Genomic DNA, 14026 nt, shown 5'->3' with positions numbered 1-14026 from the left:
TGGCCTCGTACTACCAGGAGTTCGAGGCGCTCGAAGTCAGGGAATGGGTGGTACAGCCGCTCTGTGCGGATCCGCAATTGGATTTCGAGTACCCTCCTGGGGTTGACGCCTTAACGAAAGCGCGAATCAAGACGTTCGTCGAGTCCCCATCCACAGCGTACCGTTTGGGTAGGCCAGCAGTATTCGTGGCGATCAGGCGGCCCAGCTTGCCACCATGCGGCACCAACAGGTGGCAGCTGGTGCAGGTGAAGGTTTTACCCGAAGCGGAACGGCCAGTGTGTTCAGCGTGGACGACATTGGTTGAGGCATAGGTGTGGCAATTGGAACAGAAGGTGGTGTTGTAGAGGGTTGAGCCATTGAACGCCGTCGTCGCCGGCCAAAGAACGTTGGTGCCCCTGAGCATGAACCTGTTTGCCGATCCATGGGGCCCTTGGGCCGCCGGTGAGGCGGCTTCCGTGTTGTGGCAGTCCGAGCAGAGCATGGTCTGGGTGCCGAGGTTGGTAGCCCAGGGAGCCTTCATCTGGGCGGCGGTCAAGGCGCTGGAGCCGCTTCCCGCGGCGGCCGCCCCCGCAACCACTGGGTGGAAGGAGGCGTTCTTCGGATTGAACTCCTGAGCCAGATCGGTCTCTTGTTTGGTGATGGTGTAACCAGCCGCGGAAGCATCGGTGGTGCCCGCGTAGGGGGTGGCCAGGGTGATGGAGGTGGCCGTGGCGGAGGCGATCCGGTAAGCCGGGGAGGTGATGTTCTTCTGGATGTACATGCCGGCCATGAACGTGGTCCAGGTGGTGCTGGTGCCGACGACGGCGGTGCTCCCGTTGGTGAACTTGGCGGTGCCGGCGTTGTAGTGCGCGGTGACTCCGCCCCAGGCCACCGTCCTTAGGATGGTGCTGCTCGTGGTGGAATTCATCGAGTCATAGCTGGTGTGGCACTTGAAGCAGACCTGGTATTCGAACTCGGCGCCACGGTCAGTCTCTCCAGTGCCTCCTGCGCCAAGGAAGCCTTTGGGATTTCCGCTATTAAGCTTAGAAAAGGTGGTGGCGACGGGGACCGCCCAGTTGCTGGCGATTGTTGAGTAGTTGAATTTGACCCCATCCACGCCTTTCATGGCTCCGCTGTACACGGTCGGTGCCGTCCCCGCCACGGGCGCGGTGCGGATGCGGTTGCGATCCACAGTCATCGCCGGAGTGGTCACACCATAGGCGTGAACGCCGGCGACGGCCATGTGGGGGTTGTGGCAGTCGGCGCAACCCACGGTGCGGCCGCTGTTGCGGTCCACAGGGTGGCGGTAGGTCTTGATGATCTGGGTGCGGACGTCCTTGGCGGGGGTGCCGTCATGGCAGGTCTCGCAGAGGTTGTCCTGCTCCGCTCCCAGGGCGTTCGCGTACTTGCCACCGGGGTTGTTGGCGTCGGGCCAACCGTGGGGAGTGTGGCAGTTCATGCATGCACCACGCTTCGTGGTGTCCGTAATGCCAGGGGAGGGATAGTAGGTGCTCCCGCCGTACCCGTCGCCGGGCCAGAGGATGCCGCTGGTGGAGTTGGTGTGGGTATTGGCGGTGGTGGTGTCCGCCAGGGTGTGGCAATCGGTGCAGAGGGCCGTGGAATTGCTCACGCGCAGCAGCATGCCCGCGGGTGTGGTGGTAGTGGGCGCCCCATGGAAGTCGTGGCAGCTGAGGCAGTGGACGTTGCCGCTGGATGTTAGGGGCACGGTGGTGGGGGCCTTGGTATTCGCCGCACCTGCCACGGGCAGGTTCACCGGATGGGAGGTGCCACCCTTGCCCACGTTGCGGGGGGCGTGGCAGTCGCCGCACATGGAGCCGTCGTCGTTCCTCACCCGCTGGAAGTGGCGGCCGGCGCTGCCGGTGCCGCTGGTGATGCCCGGGGCGGTCGGGTCGAAGGGCGCGTTCGCTTGCAGGTGCTGGTCGTGGCAGGTGGAGCACATCATCTTCCCGCCCTCGAGGCGGGTGGCCATGATCGAGGTGGGGTTCACTAGGTCGGGTCGGACGTAGAGGTAGAAGACATCGTTGGCCGCGAAGGTGCCGGTGCTGGAGAAGGCCAGGGACACGCCGGTCCCCGTCAGGAGCTGGGGAGTAGTGCTGGTGGTGAAGGAGGTGCCGATGGCTGTCCAGGTGGTGCCATCGATGGTCTGCGTACAGGTGACCGTCGCCTTGCCCGTGGTGGCGCCCAAGGTGGTATCGACCTTGATCATGATGGTGGCGGGGTAGGCGCCGGTGTAGTCGCCGGAAGGCGTGATGGTCGCGGTGGAGTTGTTGGTGGTCTTGATGAGGCGCCCCGCGGCGCTGGAATCCCAGCGGTGGGACGTGCCGCCGGCGGCGGAGCCCACCAGGCTGGCGCTTGCGGGCACGGATTGGTCCGAGTTGTAAAGAGCCTTGGAAACCTTGGCGCCGTCGCTATGGCAGCTGAGGCAGAGGTTCACGTTGCCGCTCACGGTGGTGAGCGTACCGCCGGGTGCCTTGTGCAGTTTGTGGCAACTCACGCACTGGATGTTGTTTGCAGAGTTGTGTGGCGGGTCGCTGGCGAGGAGCCTAGCTTCACCCCTGAGCAGGAGCCCAAGGGCGAGAACGGGGAGGACGAGGCGGCGGATCATTGGGCGCTCCCGGTCGGATTGATTACGGTCACGAAAGCGAGGCTTTCGAACGTACGCCCGTCGTTCAGCCTGCCCGACAGCGCCAGGAAGGCGTCCCCGTCGGGCAGGGTGGCCAGCATACGGTTCTGGTCGAACCAGGCCCGGTATTCCAGGAATCCGTCGTGGTCGAAGTCCCCGATGAAGGCTCCGGGGACGCGGGTGGCGGCCACCCCGTTGGCAGTGAGGGTGCCGCCCTGGATGGTGGATGGATCCACGCCGGGGATCCGGATGAGGACAGAGACCAGGGGGGGGCGCATGGTGGCGCCGGGAATCCCGTCATCCTGCTCCCGCCAGTTGCGGACGGCTCGGGTGGTGGACTGACGAGCGTGGGCTCGGCCCTCGGGATTCTCCCGCACCAGCTGGGTGGGCTTCACGGAGAGGCTTGCGGAGAGGATGTGGGGATCGGTGTAGGCATCCAGTCCATAGACCTCCACCCGGGTGTTGCCCGGCGCAGCCACGAGGAGGCGGTTGTTCCGGTCGATGGCCAAGCTGGCGGGGCCCTGAAGCTGGCCAGGATCTGATCCGAAGCTGCCCAGGTTCCCCAGGACGGTGCCTGTGGCAGTGACCACCACCACCACGCCGCGGAAGGAGTCCGCCAGGTAGATGCGCCCTTGGGCATCCGCGAGCAGCCCCTGCACGCGGCCGAAGGTGGTGTTGGTTCCGATCATGCCGAGGAGGCCGCCGAACTTCCGGAGGAAGGTGCCGTTGGCGTCGAAGACCTGGATGCGCTCGTTGCCCTGGTCGGAGACGAAGATCTCGCCCGAGGGCGCGACTGCGACGCCCGTGGGGAAGTTGAACTGGCCAGCCAGGGCCCCGGTCGTCCCAATCTGGCGTACCAGCTGGTTGCCAGGGCCGTAGACCTTCACCTGGTTGGCCTGGCTGTCCACCACGTAGACCAGGCCGTTCGGCGTGATCTGGAGGTGGTTGGGCATCTGGAACTCGCCGTCGCCCTGGCCGAGGTATCCCGCGGGCACCCAGCCGGGCGTGAAGATGGAAACTCGCCCCTTGCCCGCCTCGCAGACGAAGATGCGGCCCGAGGGATCCACGGCGATGCCGAGAGGCTGGGCGAAGCCCCACTTGGCCCCGAGGAACCGGCCCGCCTCGTCGCGGACCGTGATCACTCCCAGCCGGGGATCGGCCACGAAGAGGCGTCCGGCGGAATCCGTGGCCAGGCGTACCGGCGCGCGGAAGCCTTTGTCATAGGAGCGCAATGGGGTGGCGACGGGAAGCGTGGCCTGGGCCGCCAGGCCGAGGCCGGACAGGAAGGCGAGGGCCGTGGACAGGGCCCAGCGTCGGCGAAGGATGGACCGGCCGGTCATGGGATGACCTCCAGGGAACTGGCTGTGCAGAGGGGGGGGAGTCCTCGGAAGAAGGTCCGGGACACCAGGAGCATAAGGCGGAATGAGGTTTAAGGATAAGCAGATGATCTATGCCGTGTAACACGCAACAGTTGCGAGCTGCAACAAAGCAATCGTTTCTTAAAGGCCCCTAAGAAAAAAAAACCAGATGATCAAAATCACAAAAATAGATGACCCGTAGTTCGCTTATGGGCCCTATGGTTCGAGGGTCGGCTGACAGGTTCCTGTGACGTTGTCCGATGCAAGCCATCCACGAGGCAAACAAGCCATGTTCAAGCATTCCACCCTGCTGTCCGTTGCCTTCGCGTGTGTCGCGAGCGCGATGGCGCCTCTGTCCGCGCAGAAACCCGCCGCACCTCCCGTGGCGCAGGACGAGGTGCTGGCCTGGCCCCCGCCGCCCGCTCCCGCCCGCATCAAGTGGGTGGCCGAGTACCGCAACGCCTTCGATGTGGGCGCCAAGAAGAAGCGCAGCTTCCTCGACCGCCTGGCCGGCAAGTCCGAGGACGTGATCTGGCTCCAGCGGCCGCTCAGCGTGGCCGTGGATGACAAGGGCGTGATGTTCGTCGGCGACTACAACCTGGGCGTCATCGCCATGGACCCCGCCAACAAGAAGATCTGGAAGTTCTCGGATATCGCTGGTGCCGTGCTGCCCTCGCCCACGGGCCTCGCGGCGGACTCCAAGTTCGTCTACGCCGCTAGCGCCAACGCGAGCCAGGTGGTGGTCTTCGACAAGGAGGGGCACCAGCTCAGCTCCGTGGGCAGGCCGGATGGCATCCAGCGCCCCGTGGGCCTGGCCGTGGACGAATCCCGGGACCTCCTGGTGGTGGTGAACGGCGATGAGCATGCCGTGCGCCTCTATAACCGCAACCTCAGACTCATCAAGACCCTAGGCGGCCGCGGCACCGACGACGGCCAGTTCAACTACCCGACCTACGCCTGCATGGTTCCGGGCCTGGGCTTCGCGGTGGTGGACTCGGGCAACTTCCGCGTCCAGCTCTTCGACTACAAGGGCCGGTTCATCCGCACCTTCGGCAAGGTGGGCGACATGGCCGGTCAGTTCGCCCGCCCCAAGGGCATCGCCGTGGATTCGGAGGGCCACCTCTACGTGGTGGACGGCGCCTTCGGCAACTTCCAGATCTTCGACCAGTCGGGCCAGATCCTCCTGCCCGTCGGCGCGGGCGGGGCCCGCAAGGGCCAGTTCCAGGTGCCGAACGGCATCGCCATCGACGCCTCGGACGGCATCTACGTGGCCGACCAGATCAACCGCCGCATCCAGAAGTTCCAGTATTTGCGCGAGGAGAAGGCATCCCCCTCTCCAACCCCGCAATAGGGCGGCTCTCGCCGCCCGCTCTTTCCCCCACCCCCCCCCAACCCACCTACGAGGTGAACCATGAAGTCCCTTCTCGTCGTCCTCCTGGCCGCCGGCTCGCTGAGCCTGTCCGCGGGCATCAAGGGCACCAAGCATGACCTGAGTGCCTCCGGTGCCGGCGCCAAGTACACGACCACCCAGGTCTGCGTGTTCTGCCACGCTCCGCACAATGCCGCGACCGGGACCAACGTCCTGGCCAACCAGCCCCTGTGGAACCGGAACGCTTACACGACCACCGCCCCCACCTTCATCCCCTACACCAGCGCCACCCTGGTCCAGGTGGCTGGCCAGCCCACGGGCGCCAGCCTGGCCTGCTTCACCTGCCACGACGGCACCTCCTCCGTGGGCCAGCTCATCAACATGCCCACCGGCGGCCTCGGCACCCTGACCGGCAGCACCAACGTGGACGCGACTACTGGCCATCTCCTGAATGCTCCGGCCCTCGGCGTCGACCTGAGCAACGACCACCCCGTGACCATCACCTATGACACCTCGGCGGCGATGGTGCCGAGCAAGCTGAATGCCGTGACGGGGACTGGCACCACGGCCAACGTGGGCGGCCTGCCCCTGTTCAGCGGCAAGGTCGAGTGCGCCAGCTGCCACAGCGTGCATGACAACACGATCGCGCCCTTCCTGCGCATGACCATGACCAACTCGCAGCTCTGCACGACCTGCCACGTCAAGTAGGCTCACACCAGGATTCACCATGCTCGGCCCGCGGGGGGTGGGTTCCACCCGCCCCCCGCCTTTTTCTGGACGCGCTCTCCTGAGGGGCCTTTGTGAAGTTTCGCCTTCTCACCTTGATGCTCGCGAGCGCGGCGGTGGCCGCGTGGTCCGAGGACTGCCCGCTGGTGCTGAACCAGCGGTTCCGGCTGCGGTACGACCAGTGGCAGGTCAGCCAGCTGGGTTCGTCCTCCGCCACCCAGGCCACCTACGAGGTGGAAGCGGGCCTGCCGGTCTTCACCTACCGCCTAGGCGCCCTGGCCCTGAACGGCGCCGTGGAATACAACCGCCTGGCCTACGGCAGTGAGTCGGATACCATCACCGGGATCCAGAGCTACGGCGCCCGGATCAGCCTGTTCCCCTACCGGCCCATCAAGCTCTTCGTCGACTACCAGCGCACTCAGTCGCCGGATCTCTTCGGTTCGGGCTCCATGAAGGGTGAGGCCTGGGGCGCCGGGCTGCAAGGCAGCAGCCGCATCCTGGGGAGCACGGCCCTCTCCTACCGGAAGGGGGACACCCACCTGGAGGGGGGTGATGCTCCCAATGCCTACCGCGAGGGTTGGTCGGAGTGGAAGCTCGAGAACCACCACCGTTCGAGGACGACGCAGGTGGATTTCCAGGCCATCCGCCAGGAATACGTGCCTCTCGATCTGAAGGCCTGGAGGTTCATCACCGCGACCCTGGATACGGACACGTTCCTGGCGAATGATTGGAAGCTCCGCACACGATCCCAGTTCCAGGATTCAGGCCTCAACCAGTGGTCGAACGTCAATGCCTCCTTCTACGGCCCCATCAGAGGCGCATGGCATTCCCTGACCGAGGTGTCCGCCGGCGCCAACATCTCGGACACGACGCGCACCAACAGCGCCTTCGCGTCGGAAACGCTGGTTTACGAGCGGGAGCAGTGGCACACCCACACCACGGGCAGCTACAGCAAGGCCGACACGCCCTCCGAGGGGTGGAGCAACCGCATCGGCTCCTTCCTGACAGGCGCCTCCTACCGCCTTACGCCTGAGTGGCGGGTCCATGGGGATGTGGGGCTCTCCTCCCTCCGCCAGGACAGCCCGCTCCTGGCCACGTCGAAGAACCTGACCTCACTGAACCTGGGTTTCGCCCGGGGCGGCAGCGTGCCCGAGCTGATCCGGAACAGCCTGTTCTTCCTCAGTGATTGGAGCTACGACCGCCGGGTGCGCGACGAGTATCCCCCGGACTATATCCCTTCTGAGCTGGCTCAGGAGATGCTGCAGCGCCGGATGCGCCAGTCCGGCACCTTCGACTTCACGGCCGACCTCTGGCGCATGAGCGACAGCAGCACGAATGGCGTGCTGGACTGGGCCCGGGTGACGGGTCAGGTCCAGACCCGCGGCAATCTGACGCTGTTTCTGATGGGCGACGTGAGGCACGACCGGGGGTTGGCCCAGCCGGGGCTGGACCTGCGCAGCACGGATGTCCTCGCGAGGGGGTCCTACCGCCTGGGTGCTACCACCCTGACGGCCTCTCTGGGCGCCAACACCAGCCACCGCGATCCTGCCCTGACGCCGACCGGGAACGCCGTCGCGCCGGGGTTTGAGGGCACCGGAACCCAGAGCCGCTACTACTCCGTGGGCGTGACCAGCCGGCTGTGGAAAATCCCCATTGGGGCCCTCGCCCTGCGGTCCCAGGCCTCGGGGAGTCCGGCGATGACCACCCTGTCGGCGTGGACCGACCTGATCTTCCGCCAGATATCCCTCCGCGTCCGCTACCAGACGGCCCGCACGGAAGGAGGGTTCCGCAATGACAACCTCAACCTAGAGTTGCTGCGGTTGTTCGATACCATCTGCGTGAGGAACTGGCGATGAGGCAGGCGTTCTCCATCCAGTGGTCGCGTGCCATCCAGACAGGATTGATCGTGGGGTGGGCTATGGGCCTCCTCGCGGCCCAGGGGCGGCCCGCCCCTGCCGCGGGCCAGGCGCCCTCCCGCAGCGGGGCTTCCACGTCTCATGGCCTCTGCGCCTCCTGCCACATGAGCCATCGCAAGGGTGCGCTGCCGGGCAAGTCGAAGCTGGTCCGGGCAGCCACGGAGCCCCTGTGCCTGTCCTGCCACGAGGGCTCGGCCACCCTTCCTGGCCTGGAGGCCGCACCCAAACTGTCTCCCTGGAGCGGCCAGGGCTCGGGGCATGTGAAGGGGCGGTTCAGCTCAAGGCGGGCCGAGTCCTACCTCCGTACGGCGCGGGACGGCCAATCCAGGACCGTACGCCTGGCCCAGGATTGCCTGGGCTGCCACGAGGCCCACGGGAAGGAGCGCGGCAAGCTGAGAACCACCGCCTTCGATGCCCGAGGCCAGCTGCTGGACCGGCGGCCGCAGGCCGTGGCCGAGATCTGCTTTGGTTGCCACGCCGGCCAGGACGCGGCCCAGCTCCCCTCCGGGACCCGTGACCTGGGTTCTCAGTTCGACAAGGGGGCCGTCTCCTCGCACCGGATCGGGGCCACGATGGCGGACCGCCCCGATCTGCCGAGCCTGCGTTCCTCGGTCTTCCAGGGCCGGCTCGACTGCACCTCCTGCCACGACAATCCCGATGCCTCGGGTTCCCGGGGCCCCCACGTGTCCGCCAATCCCGCCATCCTCAAGGCCCCCTTCGGACACGAAAAGGATCTCGGACGGCTGGGGGACCGTGTCAACGACCTCTGCTTCCTATGCCACGACAAGCCGTCCATCCTGACGAACCAGTCCTTCCCCTACCACAGCCAGCATCTGAACGGGTTCACGGGCGGCGGTCCCGCGGCGCCGAGGCGGGTACCGGGTCTTTCTGAAGCTGCTGCGGTGTTGGGAATCCGCTCCTCGCGCGATCTCCGTCCCGGGCGGAGCGGGGCTCTCCAGCCCGGCTACGGGGAGCCCACCGCCTGCGCCACCTGCCATGCCTCCCACGGATCACCCAGGCAGGCTTCCCTCATAGAGTTCGACCGATCGGTGGTCACGGCCTCCTCCGTCGGGGGCGCCAACTTCCAGCGGTTGGGAATGGGCCACGGGACCTGCACCCTCACCTGTCATGGCTACGACCATGTCCAGGCCCGTTACTGATCCAGAGCTCGAAGGATCCAGCCCTCCATCCCAAGGAGTTCCCGTGATAGCCGAATCCACCCCGTGTCCCAGCCCGGCGAACCGGACGGCGGCCTGCCTCTCGGCCCTACTGCTCGTGTCCGTAGCCCAGGCGGGACCCCAGAGGACGAAGGCCCCGAAGTCCACACCGGGCCAGGATCTGACCGAGGCTGAAAAGCTGCAGGCCGTTCAGGCCGCCAATCCCACGATGGCCTCCAAGGAGGTCCTGGCCCTGGCCGCCCGCTGGGAGAAGGCCTGGTCGCGCGCCCAGGCCATGGGATTACTGAGAACGGCCGATGCCCGGGAGAGATTGGAGCGCAGCCGGAGGGAGGTCCTCGGGAAGGCGTGGTTGGATTCCATGCCGGGCCACACCATGACCGAGGACCAGGTCCGTGCGGCCTTCCTGAACCAGGGCGAAGAGCGCAAGATTTCGCACGTCCTCTGCCGGACTGAGGAGGAAGCTGCCGGCGCCAAGAAGCGCATCCAGGCTGGCGAAGCCTTCGACGCCGTGGCCGCGGAATGTTCCATCGACCCCAGCGCGGCCAAGAACCGTGGCGACCTGGGCTGGATTCGCCGAAACCAGCTGGTGGAGGCCTTCGGGGATCCAGTGTTTGCGGCTCCGGTGGACGCGCTGGTCGGCCCGCTGAAGACCGAGTATGGCTGGCACGTGGCCAAGGTGTTCGCCGTGCGGACTCCCAAGGCCGAGGACTTCCCGGCGGTGAAGGACACCTGGATGCGGCAGATGGCCGAGGCCCTGGCCGCCCAGAAGCGGGAATCCACCCTGACGGACCTGAGGAAGCGTTATCCCCTCAAGGCCGATCTGAAGATCCTGGGGTCGGACCGGACCACGGAACCCAAGCCTGGTGACGAGAAGGCCGTCGCGGGCCGAGTGGCGGGGGCCATGATCTCCTTGCGGGACACGAAGCAGTACCTCGCGGAAGCCCTGAAGACCGTGGGCCAGAGCCATTCCCTGGGGGCGGCCACCAAGGCCTCCTTCATGGAAGGCCTCGCGGATTCGATCCGCCTTGCCGCGGCAGCCAAAGCGAAGGGGCTGGACCGCCGACCCGCCGTCCGCGGTGCCCTGTGGGCCAGCCAGCGTCAGCAGGCCTATGCCCTGTTCTCCGAGGCCTATCTGGCCACGGCGAAGGTGGCGGATTCGGATCTGAAGGCCCACCACGAGGCCTATCCCGACCGCTTCCGCCAGGTGGGGGCCCTGCGGCTCCAGGTTCTCGTGACGGATTCGGAGGACCGCGTGAATGAGGCCCTGGCTCGGGTCCGATCGGGCTTGAGCTGGCGGGAAACCGTGCAGCGCTACGGGGATGCCGAGGTTGTCAACCGCCCCGAACCGGAGTGGATCGAGGTGGCCTCGCTCCGGAAGCTGGTGCCCCCCACGTTGCTTCAGCCCATGCTCGAGGGGCCGGTGGACCAGCCGCTGGGCCCCATGCTGGGCCCTGATGGCTACATGATCTTCAACGTGTTGGAGCGGCGTCAGGGCCCCGTGATGCCCCTTGCCGAGTGCCGGGACGCCGTGCGGGTGGACTACCTGAAGGTCCACGGCGCGGAGCTGGTGGCGCAGGAACTGGACAAGCGCTGACCATTTCGGGATCCTCACAGAAGCACGGAGCGCAAAGAAAGGCCCACGGGAGCAACACCGTGGGCCTTTCTTTGCGTAGAAACGGTCTTGCCAGGTGCCCGATGACGAGGGCTTCCATGTGGGAAGGGATCCTACCCGTGGCAGGCGTCGCAGCCGCTGACGGCCAGGAGCTTGGGGCTCTTGGAGAAGTGGGGCTGGTGGCAGGACAGGCAGGAGAGGGGCTTGCCCGTGGCCTTGATGGTGCGGCCTGAGGTGGGATGGTTGGCCACGGGGTGGCCGGCCTTCTTGTCCTTGTGGCAGCTCAGGCAGAGGGTCTGGACCTCGCCGCGGGGGAAGCCCTTGGCGTCGCCGCCGTGGGCCGTGTGGCACGTGGCGCACTGGCCGTCCATCACGGGCTTGTGACGGGAGACCGCCTTGTTGGCCTCGTCCCGCAGCCCGTCGTGGCACTGGAGGCAGAGGTCACGGGGGTTGCCCGCCAGGAGCGAAGGCCGGGTGGAGGCGTGGGGCGTGTGGCAGGCGGTGCACTCGCCGTTGGCCACCGGGGGGTGGGGGAAAGCCTTCTTGGCGGCCGCGGCGACGCCGTCGTGGCAGTTGAAGCAGAGACCGGGCAGGGCCTCGCTGGTCCCGAAGGGCTTGGCCGAGGTGGGTTCTGCATGGCAGGTCGAACAGCCGCCCTCCGCCACCGGCGGGTGGGCCGTGGCTTTGAGCATGCCGTCGTTGTTGGAGCCGTGGGGATCGTGGCAGGTGGCGCAGTCCTTGGCGGACACGGGGTAGCCCTTGTGGGCCTTCCTCAGATCCCCGGCGTCGTGGCAGCTGACGCAGAGTTCCTCCACGGGCTGGAGGAGGCCCTTGGCCAGCTTGCCCGTGTGGGCCCCGTGGCAGCTGAGGCACTCGCCGGAGGCAGCGGGCTGGTGGGCGTGCTTGGACTTCACCGCCGCTGCGATGGCCGTGTGGCAGGTGAGGCAGAGGTCGAGGGTCTTCTGGCGCAGGAGATGGGGGGTCTCGGTCTGGTGGGGCGCATGGCAGTCGCGGCAGCTGCCGTCCAGGTAGGGTTTGTGCGCCCAGCCGCCCTTGGGCGCCTCGGCCTTCTCGTGGCAGGTGAGGCAGACCTGGCTGCCGGGCTTCTCCAGCAGGGACTCGCTCTTCGAGGCGTGGGGCCGGTGGCAGGACAGGCACTCGCCGCCCTTGAAGGGCTGGTGCTGGGTGGCGCCGGCCTTGGGCTCCAGGTCCGCGTGGCAGCCCTGGCAGAGCTGGGGCACGGGCTGGTCCAGGCGGGGCGTGCCGGCGGGGAGCTTGGCGCTGGGATCGGGCGTCGTGTGGCAGTTGCCGCAGCTCTCCAGGAAGGGGGGATGGGCGCCCTTGAGGATCAGGCCCTTCTTCGTCGAGGTGTGGGGCTCGTGGCAGCCCAGGCAGTCCACCTTCGCCAGCGAGCTGGTGAGGTGCTTGCGGCCCAGGGCCTCGTCCGCGAGGTCGTGGCAGGTGGCGCAGGTCTCCTGGATCTTCGGGGAGGCCAGCAGGGCCGGCCCGCTGCCGGAGTGGGGGCTGTGGCAGCTGCTGCACTGGCCATCGTTCACGGGGGAGTGCACGACCTGGAACCTGTCCTTGCGGGTGTGGCAGGCGTAGCAGCCCTCGGGCTGGTCGCGCTTGAGGAATTTGGCCTGGTCGCCGCCGTGGGGATCGTGGCAGGCGAGGCAGCCGCGCTTGCCGGTGGCGGGCTGGTGCTTGGCGTCGCCCTTCATCAGGTCGCCGTGGCAGGTGGTGCAGAGCTTCTCCGTGTCGTCCTTCAGGAGCTTCGCGAGCGCGCCGCCGTGGGGCGTGTGGCAGGCGCTGCACTGGCCGTTCTTCACCGGGGCATGGAGAACCTTGCGCTTCACGATCTTCTCGTGGCAGGCGCCGCAGGCGGCCAGCTCGCCGCCCTTGATGAGCTTGGCGGAATCGGAGGCGTGGGGCGTGTGGCAGGCGAGGCACTGGCCCTTCTTCGCCGGAGCATGGGCCACCTCGCCCTTCGCCACGCCCGTGTGGCAGGTGGCGCAGAGCGTCTCTCCGGGCTGCTTCAGGACGGGAGCCGTGGCGCTGGCGTGGGCCTCATGGCAGGCGAGGCAGTCGCCCTGGGCGGCCGGCGCGTGCTGGCTCTTGCCCTTGACGAGATCCTCGTGGCAGGTGAGGCAGAGCTGCTTCGCGGGCGCGGTGAGGAGGGCCTTCTCTTTCGAATCGTGGGGGCGGTGGCAGTCCATGCAGGCGCCATCGCGGAAGGGCGGATGCATGGACTTCCCCTTGGCGAGGTCCGTGTGGCAGCTGGCGCACAGCTCCTGGGGAGGGGCGGTGAGGAGGCCCTTGGCGTCCCCGGCATGGGGCCGGTGGCAGGTGAGGCAGTCGCCGTCCTTCGCCGGCTGGTGCTGAACGCCGGGGCCGGGCAGGGGGCCGTGGCAGTCCAGGCAAAGTTCGGGTACGGCCTTCGCCAGCTTCACGGCGCCGCCGGCGGCGGGCGCGTGGCAGTCGGCGCAGGAGCCCGGGGCGAAAGGTGCGTGCACGCGGTCGCGGAGGAGGCCCTTGGCCGCGCCACCGTGGGGGTTGTGGCAGGTGGCGCAGGCTTCGGCCTTCAGCGGGAAGCCGCCGTGGGTCTTCGAGAGACCGGCCAGGTCGTGGCAGGTGCCGCACTGGCCCGGGACGCCCGCTTTCAGCAGATTGCGCGTGGCCGAGGGATGGGGTTGGTGGCAGGCCAGGCAGTCGTCCGTCGCGGGATGGGGATGGGCCGAGGTGGTGCGGGCCTTGATGTCCGCGTGGCAGGAGAGGCACAGCTCCTGCGCGTCCTTCCGGAGCAGGCGCTTGCGTCCCGTGTCGTGGGCGCCGTGGCAGGCCCCGCACTCGCCCTTGGACTCGAAGCGGTGCGCCGGGCGCTCACTGGCGGCCTGCTTGAACCCCTTGTGGCAGATGGCGCAGAGGGCCCGGCCGCCGCCCTCGTGGAGGAGGTTGACGTTCGCCGCGCCGTGGGGCTTGTGGCACCACTGGCACTTTCCGTCGAGCAGGGGCTTGTGAGCTGTCGCCGGAGCGGCGGCCTGGCGGACCTTGGGGTGGCAGTCCTGGCAGGTTCGGGGCGCGTCCGCGGCGCTGCAGGGCACGAGGCCCACCAGCAAGGCGAACAGAAGGAAAGCGAGGGTCCGGCGTGGGGGGGTCATGGCGTCGGCGGTCTCAGATGTGGAGCCCAGTGGGGGGGATGGGCATATCTCATCTTAGTGTCATCTTTGTGCTGTCCAAGATTTCC

8 protein-coding genes are annotated in these 14026 nt (G+C 67.4%); 5 read left to right on the top strand and 3 right to left on the bottom strand.

Annotation, left to right across the window (positions count from 1 at the left end; translation table 11 throughout):
* Positions 1 to 10: 10 nt before the first annotated feature.
* Both ML539_RS07590 and ML539_RS07585 read right to left on the bottom strand, forming a co-directional pair.
* On the bottom strand, positions 11 to 2605 hold the full coding sequence (locus ML539_RS07590; protein ID WP_243322182.1) for a cytochrome c3 family protein: 2595 nt from the start codon (positions 2603 to 2605) through the stop codon (positions 11 to 13).
* Positions 2602 to 3963, bottom strand: a complete 1362-nt coding sequence (locus tag ML539_RS07585) for an NHL repeat-containing protein (RefSeq protein WP_243322180.1) — start codon at positions 3961 to 3963, stop codon at positions 2602 to 2604. The genes ML539_RS07590 and ML539_RS07585 overlap by 4 nt, the downstream gene beginning before the upstream one ends.
* A 307-nt stretch (positions 3964 to 4270) precedes the next feature.
* On the opposite strand from ML539_RS07585, the gene ML539_RS07580 reads away from it, so the two are divergent.
* The 5 genes from ML539_RS07580 (at position 4271) to ML539_RS07560 (ending at position 10764) form a co-directional block, all read left to right on the top strand.
* Positions 4271 to 5332: a hypothetical protein gene (locus ML539_RS07580; RefSeq protein ID WP_243322178.1), complete on the top strand. Its 1062-nt coding sequence runs from the start codon at positions 4271 to 4273 to the stop codon at positions 5330 to 5332.
* 60 nt (positions 5333 to 5392) lie between these two features.
* Entirely contained in the window at positions 5393 to 6058 is a 666-nt protein-coding gene (locus ML539_RS07575) for a cytochrome c3 family protein (protein ID WP_243322176.1), read from the top strand.
* 92 nt (positions 6059 to 6150) lie between these two features.
* A complete protein-coding gene (locus tag ML539_RS07570) occupies positions 6151 to 7932 on the top strand; it encodes a hypothetical protein (RefSeq protein WP_243322174.1) in 1782 nt (593 codons plus the stop codon).
* 62 nt (positions 7933 to 7994) lie between these two features.
* Positions 7995 to 9152, top strand: coding sequence for a cytochrome c3 family protein (locus tag ML539_RS07565; protein WP_243322171.1), 1158 nt, complete (start codon positions 7995 to 7997; stop codon positions 9150 to 9152).
* Between the two features lie 43 nt (positions 9153 to 9195).
* Positions 9196 to 10764, top strand: a complete 1569-nt coding sequence (locus ML539_RS07560) for a peptidyl-prolyl cis-trans isomerase (RefSeq protein WP_243322169.1) — start codon at positions 9196 to 9198, stop codon at positions 10762 to 10764.
* 131 nt (positions 10765 to 10895) lie between these two features.
* Here ML539_RS07560 and ML539_RS07555 read toward each other — a convergent pair whose 3' ends face one another.
* The gene (locus ML539_RS07555; protein ID WP_243322167.1) at positions 10896 to 13940 is read right to left on the bottom strand and encodes a cytochrome c3 family protein; all 3045 of its coding nucleotides are present in this window, start codon (positions 13938 to 13940) and stop codon (positions 10896 to 10898) included.
* Positions 13941 to 14026 lie beyond the last annotated feature (86 nt).

Source organism: Geothrix sp. SG200 (genome assembly GCF_022808935.1).
GTDB classification, from domain to species: Bacteria; Acidobacteriota; Holophagae; order Holophagales; family Holophagaceae; genus Geothrix; species Geothrix alkalitolerans.
The sequence above is the reverse complement of the archived record's forward strand: the minus strand, read 5'-3'. Positions and strand labels throughout refer to the sequence as shown.

Coding starts and splice junctions, on each gene's coding strand:
- ML539_RS07555 (WP_243322167.1), bottom strand. CDS start 13,940: ATGACCCCCCCACGCCGGACCCTCGCTTTCCTTCTGTTCGCCTTGCTG.
- ML539_RS07575 (WP_243322176.1), top strand. CDS start 5,393: ATGAAGTCCCTTCTCGTCGTCCTCCTGGCCGCCGGCTCGCTGAGCCTG.
- ML539_RS07590 (WP_243322182.1), bottom strand. CDS start 2,605: ATGATCCGCCGCCTCGTCCTCCCCGTTCTCGCCCTTGGGCTCCTGCTC.
- ML539_RS07580 (WP_243322178.1), top strand. CDS start 4,271: ATGTTCAAGCATTCCACCCTGCTGTCCGTTGCCTTCGCGTGTGTCGCG.
- ML539_RS07585 (WP_243322180.1), bottom strand. CDS start 3,963: ATGACCGGCCGGTCCATCCTTCGCCGACGCTGGGCCCTGTCCACGGCC.
- ML539_RS07565 (WP_243322171.1), top strand. CDS start 7,995: ATGGGCCTCCTCGCGGCCCAGGGGCGGCCCGCCCCTGCCGCGGGCCAG.